Raw genomic sequence first — 15,680 nt, forward strand, 5'->3', positions numbered from 1 at the left:
ACCTACCCCTACCCCTGACCTGCTCCTGCCAGACCGTGCAGATAACAGACGGCCGTTGCGTCCCTTTGGTTGACACACAACCCGGAAACATCACGAGCGCGGGTACCCGTTCAAATACTAAAGATCGTTATTAACCAGCGAAATAGCCGGGCAATGGCCACAATAGGCCTCGTACCAGGGAACGTCAGTCCCTTGACGGAACGGTCCAAACCTGTGTAGGCAGCGACCGTCCAGTTACATTCAGCACATGTCTGGCATCCATGTAGAACGATCCGGCCTGGTCACGACCGTCGTCCTGTCCCGCCCCGAGGTCCGCAACGCGGTGGACGGGCCGGCCGCCGGCGCCCTCGCGAACGCGTTCAGGGACTTCGAGGCCTCCGACGCCGCCGTGGCCGTGCTGTGGGGCGACGGCGGCACCTTCTGTTCCGGCGCGGACCTGCACGCGATCGGCACCGAGCGCGGCAACCGCGTGGAGGAGGACGGGGACGGGCCGATGGGCCCGACCCGGATGCGCCTGTCCAAGCCCGTGATCGCCGCCGTCGAGGGCTACGCGGTGGCGGGCGGGCTGGAGCTGGCGATCTGGTGCGACCTCCGGGTGGCCGCGCGGGATGCGACGTTCGGGGTGTTCTGCCGCCGCTGGGGCGTCCCCCTCATCGACGGCGGCACCGTACGGCTGCCGCGGCTCATCGGAGCGGGACGGGCCATGGACATGATCCTCACCGGCCGGGCCGTGGGCGCGGAGGAGGCCCGGCTGATGGGCCTGGTGGACAGGGTGGTGCCGCCGGGGACGGCGCGGGAGCACGCCGAGGAACTCGCCCGCTCGCTTTCCGAACTCCCCCAGGAGTGCATGCGGCAGGACCGCCTCTCGGCGCTGGAGCAGGACGGGCTCTCCGAGGAGGAGGCCATGCGCAACGAACTGCGGCACGGCATGGTCTCGCTGCGCGGTCAGATGATCGAGGGGGTCGGCCGCTTCCGCACGGGAGCCGGCCGCCACGGAACCTGACGGGCAACGACGGGAAACTCAGTCGTATTCGAGGTCCGGCAGCGGCGACGGCGGGTCGGGACTGCGCCACACGACCACGTAGCTGAGGGTGGCGGCCGTGAACGCCTCGCTCAGCCGGTCGAGGTCGAACTCGGGCAGATAGCGAAGCCTCGCCAGGAAGGTCGCGTCGGTGGCGGAGCGCGGCACCACACATCCCTGTCCGTCGCGGTCGAGCAGGACGATCAGGATGTCGGATTCCGTGACACCGCCGACGCGAACCTCGACGACGTCCTCCCACGCGAGGGCTTCGACACTGCCGTCGGCGTAGTGGCGGGTTACGCCCTCTTCGGTTACGTAGACATACGAATCCGGCACTGAGTTGCCGTGCATGGGCGCGATTGTGACGACTTACGAGCACTCCATGCAAGAGAAGTCGCTAATCAGCGCCCCAGGTGTGATCCAGATGGGCCGCCACGGCCCGCCTGGCCGCCTCAGAAGGACCGGCGGCGATGGCGTCGAGAAGGTCCCTGTGCTCGGCGACCAGTGTCTCTCTGTCCGGATACACGGCGCGCAGCCGCACGAGGCCGAGCCGCGTCTCGGCCGCCAGCACGGCGTAGAGGCGTTCGAGCCTGGGGCTTCCCACGGCGAGGATCAGCTCCTCGTGCAGCGCCATGTGCTCGGCCACGACGTCCGCCCACGGCGCGTCCGCCGGAAGCGCCGCCATGCGGGTCAGCGCCCCGTCCGCCGAGGCCACCCGGCGGCCCGCCAGCCTGACGGCCATGAGGTCCTCAAGAGGGCGCCGGACGTACATGAGGTCGTCCAGGTCGCCGGTGGTCACCTCCGGCACGTACGCGCTGCGGTTGCGCTCGCGCCTGAGCAGCCCTTCGTGGACCAGGACGGCCAGGGCCTCACGGACGGTCGGGCGCGCCACGCCGTACAGGGATGACAGCTCCTGTTCGGGCAGGGCCGTGCCGGGGACGATCTCTCCGGAGAGCACGCGCCGTCGCAGGGCTCCCGCGAGCGCGTCGACCGTCGAGACGGGGCGCAGTTTCACGCCGACGATTGTGCCTTCTCATCGTCGGCCGGTGGTGCCGGTTCCACGTCGGGCGGGCCCGGACGGACGGCCGGCGGCCCGGACCGTTCGGGAAGGGCGACCAGGACCAGGCCGGCGCCGAGCAGGACGAGCCCCGCCCAGGAGACGGCCGTGAGCCGCTCGTGCAGGACGGCCAGGCCGAGCAGCGCCGCCACGGCGGGCTCCGCCAGCGCCAGGGTGGCCGCCTTCGCCACCGGAGTGGTGCGCAGGCCCCTGCCGTAGAGGAAGTAGGAGAGAGCCGTCGCGGCGAGGCCCAGATAGAGGGCGGTGAGCAGCCCCCGCGGCTCGCCCAGCCATACCGTGCCCCTCCACAGCAGGACCGGCAGCATGATCGCCGCCGCGCCGCCGAACATCACGCCCATCACCGCGCCGGACGGCTCTCCGGCGGTGATCGCCCGCGCGGCGGTCACCGCGTAGAAGCCGTAGAGCAGCCCGCCCGCCAGCGCGAGCAGCACCCCTGCGGGGTCGACGCCGACCGCCTCTCCTCCCGACACCAGCGCGGCGCAGCCGGCGACGGCGGCGGCGGTCGCAAGGGTCCAGCGGCGGCCCGGCCGCCGCCGGTCGTACAGCCAGGACAGCAGGCCGGTGAAGACCGGCCCGCTCCCGATCGCCACCACGGTCCCGACCGCGACTCCGGTACGCCCGACCGCGGCGAAGAAGCACAGCTGGTACGCGGCCACGGCCCCCGCCGCCGCGACCAGCGGCAGGCGGCGCCCCCGGACGCGCAGGCCCCTCGCGGCAGGACCGGCCGCCACGGCGAGGACGAGGCCCCCGATGACGAGCCGGGCCGCCGCGAGCGCGACCGGATCGGCCGTTCCCGTCAGTGCGAGCGTGCCCGCCGTACCGGCCGTGCCCCACAGGACTGCGGCGGCGACCACGGCGGCGGAACCCCCGGCGACCGTATGGGAGGCCTCTCGTTCAGCTGTCATGGTCACATTGTCTGACAACTAGACAGAATTCGCCAAGAGATTTGCCGCACCCCCTTGGAATGGGGCCGTTTTGTTGTTAGAGGGCCCTGGTTCCCCGTGTTCCCCATTGGTACTGTTTCGCCACCAATAACCCGCGTGTAACGATGCGGTTCCCCTGCGAGGTCACATGGGCGGGCGTAAGAGGTCCATCAAGTTCAAGATCCTGACGCTGGTACTGGTTCCGCTGGTATCCCTCGTGGGGATCTGGGCTTTCGCCGCGACGATCACCATCCAGAACGGTCTCGACCTCCTCAATGTCAACACCGTCTTCAACAACACGATCGTTCCCGCCCGTGCGCTGATGACGGAGGTCGAGCAAGAGCGCTACCTCTCCCTGCTGAGTTTGGGCTCAAGGGGCTCCGAGCGCGGCGAGCTGGACGCCCAGCGGGCCAGGTCCGACCAGGCGCGTGCCACCCTCGAAAGGCTGGCGCTCGCCGAGGACGTCCAGAAGGTCACCAGCGCCGCGCTCCTTCAGCGCGTCACCGAGCTCGTCGGGGTCACGCGCCGCCTCCCGGAGATCCGCGCGCGGGTCGACTCGGGGAGCTTCACCCGGCTGCTGACCCTGGACGCCTACCGGCTCGTCACCGACGCCATCGGCCGCGTCTACGACAAGCTGGCGCTCGCCTCCGACTCCCAAGGGGAGCCCACGCGGGCCGTCGTCCTGATCGGACGCAGCCGCGAGCTCATGAGCGAGCAGTCGGCACTGCTCGCGGGCGCGGTCGCGTCCGGCTCGATCAGCGGCGAGGAGCGCACCGCCTTCACCGCGATGGTGATCAAGCGCCGTCTCCTGTACGACATGGGCTTCCAGCGGCTCGACGAGGAGCTGCGCCAGCCGTACCTCACGCTGCAGAACTCCCCGCTCTTCGCCAAGTACGCCTCGATCGAGGACCAGGTCACGCAGGACGTACGGCCCGGCAGGCGGCTTCCCGGCGCGGCGGCGACCTGGGGCCCGACCATCCAGAACCTCAACCTCGCCTTCGACAAGCAGGCGGGCGTCGCGTCCCAGAAGATCGCCGACCGCGCGCTGCCCCTCGTCGCGACCATTCTGTGGCAGATCGCGCTGGCCGCCGGGCTCGGCCTCGTCGCGGTCGCGGCGTCGCTGTTCGTCTCGATCCGCTTCGGCCGGCTCATCACCGCCGAGCTGGTCGAGCTGCAGGCCGCCGCGCTGGATCTGGCGAACCAGAAGCTGCCCGGGGTCGTGCGAAGGCTCCGGCAGGGCGAGGACGTCGACGTGACGGCCGAGACACCGCCGATCCCCACAGGGACCACCACGGAGATCGCGAGCGTCAGCCAGGCGTTCACCTCCGTGCAGACCACCGCGATCGAGGCCGCCGTCGGCCAGGCCGAGATCCGCAAGGGCGTCAGTAAGGTGTTCCTCAACCTCGCGCGCCGCAACCAGTCGCTGCTGCACCGGCAGCTGTCCATGCTCGACAGCATGGAGCAGCGGGTCACCGACCCCGAGCTGCTCGACGAGCTCTTCGGCATCGACCACCTCACCACGCGCATGCGGCGCCACGCCGAGGGTCTGATCATCCTCTCCGGCGCCGTCCCCGGGCGCGGGTGGCGCACGCCGGTGCCGCTGTACGACGTCGTCCGCGCGGCGGTGGAGGAGGTCGAGGACTACCTGCGCGTGCACGTCGCCGTACCGGAGAACATGGCACTGTGCGGCGCCTCGGCCACCGACGTCATCCACCTGCTCGCCGAGCTGGTGGAGAACGCGACGATCTTCTCGCCCCCGCAGACCCACGTCGAGATCCGTGGCGAGCTGGTGGCCAGGGGCTTCGTGATCGAGGTCGAGGACCGAGGGCTCGGCATGAGCCCCGAGGAGATGGACGAGGTCAACCAGAGGCTGGCCGATCCGCCGGAGTTCGACCTCGCCGACAGCGACCGGCTGGGCCTGTTCGTCGTCGGGCGCCTGGCGGCCAGGCGCGGCATCCGCGTCTCGCTGCGCCCGTCCCCGTACGGCGGCACGACGGCGATAGTGCTCGTTCCCGAGGGCCTGGTGACCCCGGCAGAGGCCGGGCCCGACCAGTACTCCGTGGAGCAGATCAGCGCCGTGGAGGCGGGATTCGCGAATGGGCACGCCAACGGCAACGGCCATGGGCTCGACGGCAACGGGCGCGGGCTCCTCGCCGGCGCCGCGACCAACGGCAACGGCAACGGCAACGGCACGGGGAACGGCCACACGAACGGCAACGGTCACGGCTACCGGAACGGAACCGACGCCGCGAACGGCGGCGGGACGGTCAACGCCACGGGCCACGAAAAGGGGAACGGCGACGTACGTGAGGAGGGCGGCCGTGGAAGGGGGCTGCCGCAACGGGTGCGCCAGGCGAACCTCGCCCCCCAGCTCCGCGACGGGGGCCCGCCGTCCGGCGGCGGTGCCACGGAGCGCACGCCCAAGCACCTGGCGGGACCGCTGAGCGACCCGCTGGAAGATTCGCTGGACGCCCCGCCGCTCCAGCCCTCTCCCAACATGTTCTCCTCGTTCCGGGCAGGCTGGGAGCGCGCCAATGAAGGGGAGGGGAACATGTCATGACCGACGGTGGTGAACGCTGGCTCGACCAGGAGGCGGGACCTCTCGTCCGCCCCTACACCGTCACGCGCGGCCGCACCCGGCCCTCGGGTCCCGCGTTCGACATGGTCGCGATCGTCAGGGCCGTCGCCGGCGCCAGGCCCATGGCGGGCCTCGGCCCCGAGCACCTGCGCGTCCTGCGCATGTGCGTGAAGCCGGTGTCGGTGGTCGATCTCGCCTCCGAGAGCGGCCTGTCGCTCGGGGTCGTCCGTGTCCTGCTGGGCGACCTGCGCGACCAGAGGCTCGTCACCGTGCGGCCTCCGGCGACCATCTCGCAGCTGCCGGAGGAACGCCTCCTGCGGGAGGTGATCCAGGGCCTCCAGGCCCTGTAGCCGGCCGACCGACGCGTAGGGGCCCCTCTGAGGACATCCAGAGGGGCCCCTACGCGCTTCCGGCCTTCCTAGCTCTTGATGGTGTAGCTGTCGCCGTACACCTTCCAGGTCAGCGGCGGGTTCAGGTCGAGGTTGCCCGCCTTGAGGAAGACCCGCTGCTCGGTGTCCACCCTGCTGGTGTCGCTGTGGGCCTCTTCGGTCTTCATGGCGGCCTTGCGGGCGTCGAGGAAGGCGTTGAGGTACGTGGTCTCGTTGCCGCCCTGGGCGGGGGTCTTCGCCTTCTTCATGGCCGTCTTGCGGATGCCGCCGAAGCTGACGCTGTCGTCGCCGGGGCCGTGCATCACGATGGCGTCGTAGTAGATGAACTGGCCGAGGGCGCGCAGCCCGTCCGCCTTGGCCTGCTGGACCGCCGGGTTGAAATAGACCCTGTCGCGCTCGGAGTTCTGCGCCTGCTGGAAGACCGTGTCCTTGGCCGCGGTCTGCCAGTCCTTGGTGAAGTTCGGGTCCAGCCCGCTGTGGGAGTCGGTGCCGTTGACCTTGCGCAGCGCCGGGAGGTACTTGGCGAGGACGTTGCCCGGCTTCTGCTTGGTGTAAAGCTCGACGAGGTCCAGCATGTCGCCGGTCCCCGAGCAGAAGCCGATGATCCCGGCCGTGTACCCGCGGCCGTCGTCGATGTCCTCGATGTACTTGTACTGGGCCTTCCAGTCGAGCGAGGAGTTCTCCGCGCTCGACACCAGCTGCATGGCGATGTCCTTCTTGTGCGGATCAGTGAGGTCCACCGACGCGGCGACCATGGACGCGCGAGCGGAAAGCATCGAGTCCGACGCGTGGGCGGTGCCCGTGCCCATGAGGGCCGGGACCAGTGCCACGGCTAGCGCGGGGACGAGTAGGACGGCTCGTCGGGACGACTGCGTGACCGGGGGGATCTGCAACTGTCTCTCCGTTCCCGCCACTCCAGACGGGCCGCGCACGGGGGAAAACGCCCTGGACACAGGCAGTGCGGGCTCACATCGTCGGAGTTGCCGGCGGCTGGCCGAAGGCGGGGGGCGCCTTCGGGGATCGTTAGGAAAGTTTTCTAACGAATAGAAGCACTACCCCTGGAGCCATGTCAACGCCCCTCGGCGAGGCGCCGCGTCCCACCTGCCCGAATCCGGCCGAGTCACTCCGACACCTCTCCAAGGTAAAGACTGAGTACCCATTTGTGTCGAATGGGTACCGATAGGGGTAGTTGTCCCGTTACTAGGTATGCACCCGTCGGGAGATGCTCGACGTGTTGGTAAAGAGAACGAGCTACGAGAAGATCAACCGGATTCAGGTGCAAGCCATGTGTCAACACCAGCCTCAGTGCCCGCCCGCGACCGCCGTCGACCACGAAGCGGCCTGTCTTGTGGCGTCTCACCCCGAGCAGGGGTGGGGATTGCTGTGCAACGGCGTGGTGGTCTTCGACGACACCGGCGAGCTCCTGCCTGATGGACGCAGCATCCCTCCGGTCCATCGTTTCGCTTATGGTGCCAAGGCCTACGGAAGGGCGGCATGAGGATGATCACCCAGGTTGCTTCACCGCCGCGCACGGCAAGCGCTTGCGTTCCGGCGGCCCTCCACATCCGCCCCAGCCGTCACCACGGGACGCGGGCGTCGTGGGTGCTGCTCCCGGAGCCGGCCACCGTTCCCAAGATCCGCGGGCGGGTTCGCCGCCAGCTGGCCGCATGGGGCGCCGGTGAGGAGGGTGACATCGTCGAGCTGCTCGTCAGCGAGGTCGTCACCAACGCGATGCGCCACTCGTGGGGAGCGGTCATGACCGTCTCCCTGAGCCACGGCACGCTGCGCTGCGAGGTCCAGGACACCAATCCCGCGCTGCCTCAGGTGTGCCACGCGCACGAGGGTGACGAGGGCGGCCGGGGCATGTTCCTGATGCAAGCGCTTTCCGAGTCCTGGGGCAGCTACCGCGTGCCCGCGGGCAAGGTCGTCTGGTTCGAGACGGCCTGCCCGGCAGGGAAGGGTGGCGACGATGAGTGACGCCCCCAACCAGAACGGCCGGTCCCGGCCCGGGTGGGCAGGACCGGCCTTGGCCGGCCCTGCGCAGCGACCCAACGCCACGCGGCGCATCCAGGTCAGCAAGCCTCGGAGACGTACCGCCTCCGAGGCCCAGGATCTGCGGACTCCGTCAGGCCGCACCCTGCCGTACTGAACCGGAATCCCGCACGGGAGAGAACCTCCCCCCTACCGGGCCTTCGGGCCCGCCCCCCTCCCCCGGTGACGCCGGGGTCGACCGGATCGCCGCTATCGGTCGGCCCCGGCATTGCGCTGCCTCCGGCCGGACGCGGGCCTGTCCGCCTTCGCGGCTCCCGGGCCCGGTGAGCCGTCCTGCCCGCCGTCGTCGCCCTCCTCGCCGCCGACCCGGCTCTGCTCGGCGGCCCAGACCGCGACCTGCGCGCGGGAGTGGAAGCCGAGCTTGCTCAGGATGTGCTCGATGTGGCCCTCCGCCGTCCGCTGGGCGATCACCAGCGTCGTGGCGATCTCCTTGTTGCTCAGCCCCAGGGCGACCAGCCGGGCGATCTCCGTCTCCCTGCGGGTGAGCGGCGACGGCCGCACGGCTCCGTCGGCGCAGGGGGCGAGGAGCCCGCTGTCCTCAAGCGCGTAGGCGAGCGCCTCGTCCAGGGACAACCTCGCGCCCCGCTGCATGGCGGCCTTGTACGCCGGGTCGCCGAGGGCTTCGTGCACGCGGCGCCCGCATTCGTCGCGGTAGTAGATCAGATGCCCGAACCCGGCCATCGGCGTGCCGACCGTCTGCCAGACGCCCCGCAGGACCCCGAACAGCCGGGCCGCCCTCTCGAAGTCGCCCACGCCGGCGGCGATCCAGGCCAGGACCTCCAGGTTGATCCCCATGCCCTGCCAGTCGTGGAGCGAGCTGTCGAACCGCAGGCTCTCCTTCGCCAGGCAGGCGGCGGGCTCCGCGTTCCCCTGACGCCACCTCTCGATCGCGAGGGCCATCATCGCGTAGGCCCTGTGCCAGCGCTCCCCCCGCGCTTCGCAGGCCCGGAGCGCCTCCTCGCCGGCGGCGACGGCCCGTTCGGAGTCCCCTTCGTAGGAGTAGGCGAGGGAGAGCCTGGTCAGCGCCATGACATCCCCGACCTCGTCCCCCGCGGCCCGGAATGAGGCCAGCGCCTCCTCGAACAGCTTGATCGCCGGCTCGATGTCCCCCTGGTACATGCCCGCCATGCCCAAGTAGAGGGCGACATAGGCGAGTACCGAGTGGAGCCTCAGCCGCTCCCCCAGTGTCTGGCTCTCCTCCAGCATCACAAGGGCCGGGGGGATGTCCCCCTCGAGGATCGCCAGCCAGCCGGCGCCGCACAGTGCCCGTGCCCGCAGCTCGCAGGGCCGGGTGACCAGGGACAGCCCCTGGCCGAACAGGCGACGGCCCTCGTTGACGTGGTGGCTGGTCTTCCAGTGGTACAGCAGGTCGGTGACCGCGCGCAGGCCTTCCGCCGCCTCACCGTGGTCGAAGCTGGACCGCAGGGCGACTCGAAGGTTGCAGTGTTCCAGCCTTAAACGGACGAGCCATTCCACCTGCGAGCGCGTGAAGATCTGATCACGGGCCTTGGACGCCAGCTCCCGGTAGTACACGCGGTGACGCCGCCACAGCGCCTCCTCGTCGCCCGACTCGCCCAGCCGGTCCCTGCCGTACTGCCGGATGGTCTCGAGCAACCGGTAACGGACCCCCGACGGGTGCTCCTCTCGGACCAGCACGGACTTCTCCACGAGCCCGATCACCAGGTCGATGACGTCCTCGCGGACGATGCCGTCGCCGGAGCACACGGCCTCGGCCGCCTCCAGGTCCAGCCCGCCGCGGAAGACCGAGGTACGGGCCCACAACAGCCGCTCGGGCTCGGTGCACAGCTCGTAGCTCCAGTCGATCAGGGCCCGCAACGTCTGGTGGCGGGGCGACACCGTTCGCGATCCCGCCGTGAGCAGCCGGAACCGGTCTTCCAGCCAGTCGAGCAGCTGCTGGACCGACAGCGCGCGAAGCCGTACGGCCGCGAGCTCGATGGCCAGCGGGATGCCGTCCAGCCGCCGGCAGATCCGCTCGACCGCGTCCCTGTTGTCGTCCGTGACCGAGAACCCGGGCAGGACGGCCTCGGCCCGCTCCACGAACAGCCGTACGGCGTCGACCTTCGCCAGCGCGTCCGTCGACAGCCTGGCCGTGGCCGAATCGGGGACCGGCAGCGGAAGGACGGCCAGCGTCTGCTCGCCGCCGATCCGCAGCGGCTGCCTGCTGGTGGCGATGATCCGCAGCTCCGGCGAGGAGGCGAGGAGCTCCTCGGCGAGGAGGGCGCAGTCGTGCAGCAGGTGCTCGCAGTTGTCCAGGAGGATGAGCGCCTTCTTGTCACCCAGGTACTCGCTGACCGACTCCGCGGGGGACCGCGTGGACGTCTCCTCGATCCCGAGGACTTCCGTCAGGGTGTGGGCGAGCAGATCGGGATCGGCCAGAGCGGCCAGCTCGGCGAGCCAGACGCCGTCGGGGAACGCCCGCTGCACCTCGGCGGCGACCCGGGTGGCCAGCCTGGTCTTCCCGACCCCGCCGACGCCGGTGAGGGTCACCAGCCGGGACCTGGACAACAGCGACTTGACGTCGGCCACTTCCTGCCGGCGTCCGACAAAGCTTGTCACCTCGGCAGGCAGCCTGCGCACCCGCCGTCGCTTCGAGGTGCTCGATGCCATACCGCTCACCAATGCCTCACATCGACACCGGGTACCGAATCAGCGTGCGGCACACGAGTCGACATAAGTCAGGCTATGCCCAGGCCGTTTTGGAACCGACGTCCCCAGCGCACCGATCGTCCCAGGTGACCGCAAAGGTTTGGCATGCGGATGACCACCTTGCCGCTGGCCGGCGGGCCTCGAAACGCGCGGAAAAACCGGACACAGGCTGTCTGGTATCGCTGACAGCATTTCCTCCATGACATCCACAAGGGGACCACTCACGGGAAAGGTCGCGCTGGTCGCCGGGGCCACGCGCGGCGCCGGGCGGGGGATCGCGAGGGAGCTGGGCGCGGCCGGCGCCACGGTGTACGTCACCGGGCGCACCACGCGCGAGCGGCGTTCGGAGATGAACCGCCCGGAGACGATCGAGGAGACCGCCGAGCTGATCACCTCCGCCGGGGGGACGGCGATCGCGATCCAGGTCGACCACCTGGAACAGGACCAGGTCAAGGCGCTGGCGGAGCGGATCGACCGGGAGCAGGGCCGGCTCGACGTGCTGGTGAACAACATCTGGGGCTCGGAGTCGCTCTTCGAATGGCACTCCAAGCTGTGGGAGCACAACCTCGACGCGGGGCTGCGCCTGCTCCGGCTGGCCATCGACACCCACCTCATCACCGACCACTACGCGCTGCCGCTGCTGATCAGGCGGCCGGGCGGGCTGCTGGTGGAGGTCACCGACGGCGTTCCCGAGTACAACGACAGGCACTACCGGCTGTCGGCCTTCTACGATCTCGCCAAGACCTCGGTGATCCGGCTGGCGTTCGGCCAGGGCGAGGAGCTGCGGCCGTACGGCTGCACGGCCGTCGCGCTCACCCCGGGGTGGCTGCGCTCGGAGCTGATGCTGGAGCACTACGGGGTCACCGAGGCGAACTGGCGGGACGGGGCCGAGCGCGACCCCCACTTCGCGATCTCGGAGACGCCCGCCTACGTCGGGCGGGCGGTGGCGGCCCTCGCCGCCGACCCCGACGTCGCCCGGTGGAACGGCCGGGCACTGTCCAGCGGGCAGCTCGCCCAGATCCACGGCTTCACCGACGTGGACGGGAGCCGTCCGGACGCCTGGAGGTACCTCACCGAGGTGGTGGACGAAGGCAAGCCCGCCGACGTCACCGGTTACCGCTGACCACCAGTGCCGTACAGGGCCGTCAGCCGCCGCGCGGCGTCCTCCAGGCGGGCGCGGAGCGACGGCGGGTCCAGCACCTCGGCCTCCGGGCCGAGCCGCAGCAGCACGCCGTAGGCCACCTCCAGGGACTCGACGGGCAGGCGGGTGACCACCCAGCCCCGCTCGTCGGGCTCCCCCGCGGCGGCGAGGGCCTGCCGGGACGCCGGCGGCTCGACGGTCGCCCTGAGCACGCGCAGCCCATCGGGGCTCACCCGCAGCGTGACCTGCTCGACCAGCAGCGAGGCGAGGAACTCGGCCACCCCTGCCGTCCAGAACGCGAGCAGGTCGAACCCCTCGTCCCGGACGAACCCCTCGCCGGGCACCGTGACCGAGACGACCCGGTCCACCCGGTAGGTCCGGTAGTCCTCCCCCACCTGCCCGACGAGGTACCAGACACCGTTCTTGAGCACGAGCCCGTACGGGCGGACCGTCCGGGTCACCTCTCGGCCGCGCCGGTAGCGGAGCTCGACGACCCGGTCCTGCCAGACCGCCCGCGCCAGATCGGCGAGGAGCGGCGGCGGGCCGGCGTCGGCGAACCATCCCGGGGTGTCGAGGTGGAACCGCTGCCCGGCACGCGCCGACGCGTCCCGCAGGCCGGGCGGCAGGGCGGCGAGCACCTTGAGCCGGGCGGACGACACGGCCTCGGCCAGCCCCATGTCCCTCATCGGCCCCGCCAGCCCGGACAGGAACAGCGCCTCCGCCTCGGCCCTGCTCAGCCCGGTCAGCCGTGTACGGTAGCCGCCGACCAGCCGGTAGCCGCCGCGCCGCCCCCGGTCGGCGTACACCGGCACTCCGGCGGCCGAGAGCGCCAGCACGTCACGCGAGACCGTGCGCTCCGAGACCTCCAGCTCGCGGGCCAGCTCGGCGGCCGTCATCGTGTCCCGCGACTGCAGCAGCAACACCAGCGAGATCAACCGGGAAGCACGCACCCTTCCATCTTGACCTCTCAGCGTGCCGGCCGTCCTCCCAGCCGGCGCGGGCAGCGAGCTGAAAAGCATGTGCGACCGTCCGGGCGGGCGTGCCACGATCGGGCGATGAAGATGGAATGGGCTCTTGACGAGCTGGCCTACGCGGGACCCGAGCACCTCGACCCCGGCTTCGTCGCCGGGTTCGACCGCAAGCAGGGCAGCCCGGACCCCACCGGGGACCTCGCCGTGCTGGGCGAGCACGGCGTCGACGAGACGGCGACCGTCGTGGACCTCGGCGCCGGGACAGGGCGGTTCACCCTGGCCGCCGCGCTCCGCTTCCGGCGCGTGGTGGCGGTGGACGTCTCCCCGGCGATGGGGAACCACCTGCGCGACCGCGCCGCCGAGGCCGGGCTCTCGAACGTCGAGGTCGTACGGGCGGGCTTCCTGTCGTACGAGCACTCGGGCCCGCCGGCGGACGCCGTCTACACGCGCCATGCCCTCCACCAGCTCCCCGACTTCTGGAAGGCGGTCGCGCTCGACCGCGTAGCCCGGATGCTGCGACCGCGCGGCGTCCTGCGCCTGCACGACCTGATCTTCGATTTCCGGCCGGCCGAGGCCGGCGAGGTCCTCGACCGCTGGCTCGACGGCGCGGTGGACGATCCGCGGCAGGGATACACCCGCGAGGACTACGCGGAGCACCTCCGCACCGAATACAGCACCTTCCGGTGGCTGCTCGAACCCATGCTGGAGGCGGCGGGCTTCGAGATCGTCGACGCCGCCTACGGCCAGTCCATCTATGGGACCTACACCTGCGTCAAACGCTGACGATCTTTAAGGTTTGACTTATATAAGCGGCAACTGCCATGCTGGCCCGCGTGCACGCGTTCGACGTCCTCGGGGACCCGGTCCGGCGCCGGATCCTTGAGCTGCTCGCCGACGGCGAGCGGTCGGCCGGCGAGGTCGGCGAGATCGTCCAGGAGGAGTTCGGTATCTCCCAGCCCGGGGTGTCGCAGCACCTTCGGGTGCTCCGCGAGAACGGGTTCGCGACGGTCAGGGCCGAGGGCGCCAGACGCCTGTACGCCGTGGACCCTGCGCCCCTTCGGGAGATCGACGTGTGGCTGGAGCGCTACCGGCGGTTCTGGAGCCAGGGGCTGGACGCCCTCGGCACCGAGCTCGCGCGGGGGCGGCGCGACCGTCGCGCGAAGGATCTGGCGAGCGCGTCACCGGACAACCCCCTCGACCCAGAGCAGGAGACCTCATGATCAAAATCGCATTGACCAGCGTGTTCGTCGACGACCAGGCCAAGGCCCTCGCGTTCTACACCGACATCCTCGGCTTCGCGATGAAGCATGACGTCCCGGTCGGAGAGGACCGCTGGCTCACCGTGACCTCCCCCGCCGGGCCCGAAGGCATCGAGCTGCTCCTTGAGCCGAACGGCAACCCGATCGCCACGACCTACCAGCAGGCGCTCTTCGAGTCCGGGATCCCCGCCACCTCGTTCGCCACCGACGACATCCACGCCGAGTTCGAGCGGATGAAGGCGCTCGGCGTGGTCTTCACCATGGAGCCGACGGAGATGGGCCCGGTGACCCAGGCGGTGTTCGACGACACCTGCGGCAACCTCATCAGCCTGACCCAGCTCGGCTGACGGCCCGCCCGGCGCTCCACCGCGACGAAAGGCACCACGGCACATGACCGACGTGTTCGGCAAGGACGACCCGATCTCGGGCACCGAGCGCGAGCTCGGCAGCCGGCACCGCGACGGGGGCGAGACGCGGACCATCCTGATGCGACGGCGCTACGACGCCGAGGTCGAGGACGTCTGGGACGCCTGCACCGACCCCGACCGGCTGAGCCGCTTCTTCATGAAGCCCTCCGGCGACCTCCGGCAGGGCGGCACGTTCAGCTTCGAAGGCAACGCCGGCGGCAGGATCCTGCGCTGCGAACCGCCCCGGCGCCTCACGGTCACCTGGGTGTACGGGGAGGCGGGCGACCTTCCGGAGGACCAGGTCGAGCTGCGGCTGTCGCCCAGCGGCGACGGCACCGAGCTGGAGCTCGAACACTCCTCGTTCGGCAAGATCACCGGCTTGCTCCTCAACGATCCCGAGAAGGGCCTGTGGGGCCTCGGCGCCGGCTGGGAGCTGGGCCTGATCGCGCTCGGCACGTACCTTCGCGGGGAGTTTCCGGACGTCGCTCCCGCCGAGATCGGGAACATGCCGGAGATCACCGACCTGGCCGACCGGATCAGCCTCGCCTGGGCGGCGGTGCTCGACAAGGCCGCGCCCGGCTCGGCCGCGAGCACGGCGTCCGACTCGGCTGCGAGCACGACGTCCGATGAGGACCCGGCCTGACCTTTTGCCGCCTTAGAGCCCCGGCGCCGCTGGCGGGCGCGCCGGGGTATTGCCCTTTTCATAGCGATCTTATTGGCGATTCGCTGACATAATCCGAATCGCTTCCCCTGCTGCGGGTCATCACGTCTCACTGCTTAAATGCGAAGCCTTCCGATTGCCAGGGAATGGTAATAATAGAGGGCCTTGCCGATTCACATGATCCTTAGGGCGGATCGGCCCGCCGATAAGCCAGGCCAGCATGTCTTAATATTTCGCGACAAATCCCGATTTATACCCCGAGCCGACACGCCCGATGAGCCGGATGTCGCCGACGGCCACTCCCATGATCAGCGACCGGACGGGCACCATACCACCAGGTCACCGACCCCGACATCGATCGGCGAAGAACGATCACGTCCGGACAAAACACTTTTTGGAGTTCCTCCTGAAACGGGAAGTCCGCGAAGCTTAGACGGACATGAGTAGCGTTGGGGTGTTTGTACGGGTACCGCTCGTGGAACCGTATCCGTAGACCGAGGCCATGATTCGCGGAGGATCACAGAAGGCGTTGT

General features: G+C 70.1%; 16 protein-coding genes. 10 read left to right on the forward strand and 6 right to left on the reverse strand.

The window, feature by feature from the left end; translation table 11 throughout:
* The first annotated feature begins 247 nt into the window (after positions 1-247).
* A complete protein-coding gene (locus AB0O34_RS12550; protein WP_363915449.1) occupies positions 248-1,003 on the forward strand; it encodes a crotonase/enoyl-CoA hydratase family protein in 756 nt (251 codons plus the stop codon).
* Positions 1,004-1,021: 18 nt separating this feature from the next.
* Here the strand turns inward: AB0O34_RS12550 and AB0O34_RS12555 are convergent, their stop codons facing one another.
* The 3 genes from AB0O34_RS12555 to AB0O34_RS12565 all read right to left on the reverse strand — a co-directional run bounded on the left by AB0O34_RS12555 (position 1,022) and on the right by AB0O34_RS12565 (position 3,004).
* Positions 1,022-1,357, reverse strand: a complete 336-nt coding sequence (locus tag AB0O34_RS12555) for a hypothetical protein (protein WP_363915450.1) — start codon at positions 1,355-1,357, stop codon at positions 1,022-1,024.
* A 61-nt stretch (positions 1,358-1,418) separates the two neighbouring features.
* Positions 1,419-2,036: a GntR family transcriptional regulator gene (locus AB0O34_RS12560; RefSeq protein WP_363915451.1), complete on the reverse strand. Its 618-nt coding sequence runs from the start codon at positions 2,034-2,036 to the stop codon at positions 1,419-1,421.
* On the reverse strand, positions 2,033-3,004 hold the full coding sequence (locus tag AB0O34_RS12565) for an EamA family transporter (RefSeq protein ID WP_363915452.1): 972 nt from the start codon (positions 3,002-3,004) through the stop codon (positions 2,033-2,035). The genes AB0O34_RS12560 and AB0O34_RS12565 overlap by 4 nt, the downstream gene beginning before the upstream one ends.
* A 166-nt stretch (positions 3,005-3,170) precedes the next feature.
* Here AB0O34_RS12565 and AB0O34_RS12570 point away from each other — a divergent pair, with 166 nt between their 5' ends.
* The gene (locus AB0O34_RS12570) at positions 3,171-5,582 is read left to right on the forward strand and encodes a nitrate- and nitrite sensing domain-containing protein (protein ID WP_363915453.1); all 2,412 of its coding nucleotides are present in this window, start codon (positions 3,171-3,173) and stop codon (positions 5,580-5,582) included.
* Positions 5,579-5,950: a DUF742 domain-containing protein gene (locus AB0O34_RS12575; protein ID WP_363915454.1), complete on the forward strand. Its 372-nt coding sequence runs from the start codon at positions 5,579-5,581 to the stop codon at positions 5,948-5,950. Before AB0O34_RS12570 ends, AB0O34_RS12575 begins: the two co-directional genes overlap by 4 nt.
* Before the next feature lie 68 nt (positions 5,951-6,018).
* Here AB0O34_RS12575 and AB0O34_RS12580 read toward each other — a convergent pair whose 3' ends face one another.
* Positions 6,019-6,882, reverse strand: a complete 864-nt coding sequence (locus AB0O34_RS12580; protein ID WP_363915455.1) for a chitosanase — start codon at positions 6,880-6,882, stop codon at positions 6,019-6,021.
* 392 nt (positions 6,883-7,274) lie between these two features.
* Here AB0O34_RS12580 and AB0O34_RS12585 point away from each other — a divergent pair, with 392 nt between their 5' ends.
* Together AB0O34_RS12585 and AB0O34_RS12590 are read left to right on the forward strand one after the other, a co-directional pair.
* Positions 7,275-7,487: a DUF5999 family protein gene (locus tag AB0O34_RS12585; protein WP_363915486.1), complete on the forward strand. Its 213-nt coding sequence runs from the start codon at positions 7,275-7,277 to the stop codon at positions 7,485-7,487.
* Positions 7,488-7,591: 104 nt separating this feature from the next.
* Positions 7,592-7,966, forward strand: a complete 375-nt coding sequence (locus AB0O34_RS12590) for an ATP-binding protein (RefSeq protein WP_363915456.1) — start codon at positions 7,592-7,594, stop codon at positions 7,964-7,966.
* A gap of 264 nt (positions 7,967-8,230) precedes the next feature.
* Here the strand turns inward: AB0O34_RS12590 and AB0O34_RS12595 are convergent, their stop codons facing one another.
* Positions 8,231-10,669, reverse strand: a complete 2,439-nt coding sequence (locus AB0O34_RS12595) for a LuxR C-terminal-related transcriptional regulator (RefSeq protein WP_363915457.1) — start codon at positions 10,667-10,669, stop codon at positions 8,231-8,233.
* 238 nt (positions 10,670-10,907) lie between these two features.
* Between AB0O34_RS12595 and AB0O34_RS12600 the strand changes: the two genes are divergently transcribed.
* On the forward strand, positions 10,908-11,831 hold the full coding sequence (locus tag AB0O34_RS12600; RefSeq protein WP_363915458.1) for an SDR family oxidoreductase: 924 nt from the start codon (positions 10,908-10,910) through the stop codon (positions 11,829-11,831).
* Here the strand turns inward: AB0O34_RS12600 and AB0O34_RS12605 are convergent.
* A complete protein-coding gene (locus AB0O34_RS12605; protein ID WP_363915459.1) occupies positions 11,822-12,799 on the reverse strand; it encodes a YafY family protein in 978 nt (325 codons plus the stop codon). The two genes, AB0O34_RS12600 and AB0O34_RS12605, sit on opposite strands and share 10 nt — an antisense overlap.
* A gap of 105 nt (positions 12,800-12,904) precedes the next feature.
* Between AB0O34_RS12605 and AB0O34_RS12610 the strand changes: the two genes are divergently transcribed.
* The 4 genes from AB0O34_RS12610 to AB0O34_RS12625 are packed head-to-tail and all read left to right on the forward strand — an operon-like array spanning position 12,905 to position 15,129.
* The gene (locus AB0O34_RS12610) at positions 12,905-13,603 is read left to right on the forward strand and encodes a class I SAM-dependent methyltransferase (protein WP_363915460.1); all 699 of its coding nucleotides are present in this window, start codon (positions 12,905-12,907) and stop codon (positions 13,601-13,603) included.
* A 50-nt stretch (positions 13,604-13,653) separates the two neighbouring features.
* Entirely contained in the window at positions 13,654-14,040 is a 387-nt protein-coding gene (locus AB0O34_RS12615) for a metalloregulator ArsR/SmtB family transcription factor (RefSeq protein ID WP_363915487.1), read from the forward strand.
* Positions 14,040-14,426, forward strand: a complete 387-nt coding sequence (locus AB0O34_RS12620; RefSeq protein WP_363915488.1) for a VOC family protein — start codon at positions 14,040-14,042, stop codon at positions 14,424-14,426. The genes AB0O34_RS12615 and AB0O34_RS12620 overlap by 1 nt, the downstream gene beginning before the upstream one ends.
* 43 nt (positions 14,427-14,469) lie before the next feature.
* Positions 14,470-15,129, forward strand: coding sequence for an SRPBCC family protein (locus AB0O34_RS12625; protein WP_363915461.1), 660 nt, complete (start codon positions 14,470-14,472; stop codon positions 15,127-15,129).
* The last annotated feature ends 551 nt before the right edge of the window (positions 15,130-15,680 follow it).

It is taken from the genome of Sphaerisporangium sp. NPDC088356 (assembly GCF_040685555.1).
Taxonomy (GTDB): Bacteria; Actinomycetota; Actinomycetes; order Streptosporangiales; family Streptosporangiaceae; genus Sphaerisporangium.

Excerpts from the sequence above, each read along its gene's own strand:
- AB0O34_RS12565 (WP_363915452.1), bottom strand. The coding sequence starts at position 3,004 with ATGACAGCTGAACGAGAGGCCTCCCATACGGTCGCCGGGGGTTCCGCC.
- AB0O34_RS12595 (WP_363915457.1), bottom strand. The coding sequence starts at position 10,669 with ATGGCATCGAGCACCTCGAAGCGACGGCGGGTGCGCAGGCTGCCTGCC.
- AB0O34_RS12625 (WP_363915461.1), top strand. The coding sequence starts at position 14,470 with ATGACCGACGTGTTCGGCAAGGACGACCCGATCTCGGGCACCGAGCGC.
- AB0O34_RS12610 (WP_363915460.1), top strand. The coding sequence starts at position 12,905 with ATGAAGATGGAATGGGCTCTTGACGAGCTGGCCTACGCGGGACCCGAG.
- AB0O34_RS12585 (WP_363915486.1), top strand. The coding sequence starts at position 7,275 with ATGTGTCAACACCAGCCTCAGTGCCCGCCCGCGACCGCCGTCGACCAC.
- AB0O34_RS12570 (WP_363915453.1), top strand. The coding sequence starts at position 3,171 with ATGGGCGGGCGTAAGAGGTCCATCAAGTTCAAGATCCTGACGCTGGTA.
- AB0O34_RS12550 (WP_363915449.1), top strand. The coding sequence starts at position 248 with ATGTCTGGCATCCATGTAGAACGATCCGGCCTGGTCACGACCGTCGTC.
- AB0O34_RS12575 (WP_363915454.1), top strand. The coding sequence starts at position 5,579 with ATGACCGACGGTGGTGAACGCTGGCTCGACCAGGAGGCGGGACCTCTC.
- AB0O34_RS12600 (WP_363915458.1), top strand. The coding sequence starts at position 10,908 with ATGACATCCACAAGGGGACCACTCACGGGAAAGGTCGCGCTGGTCGCC.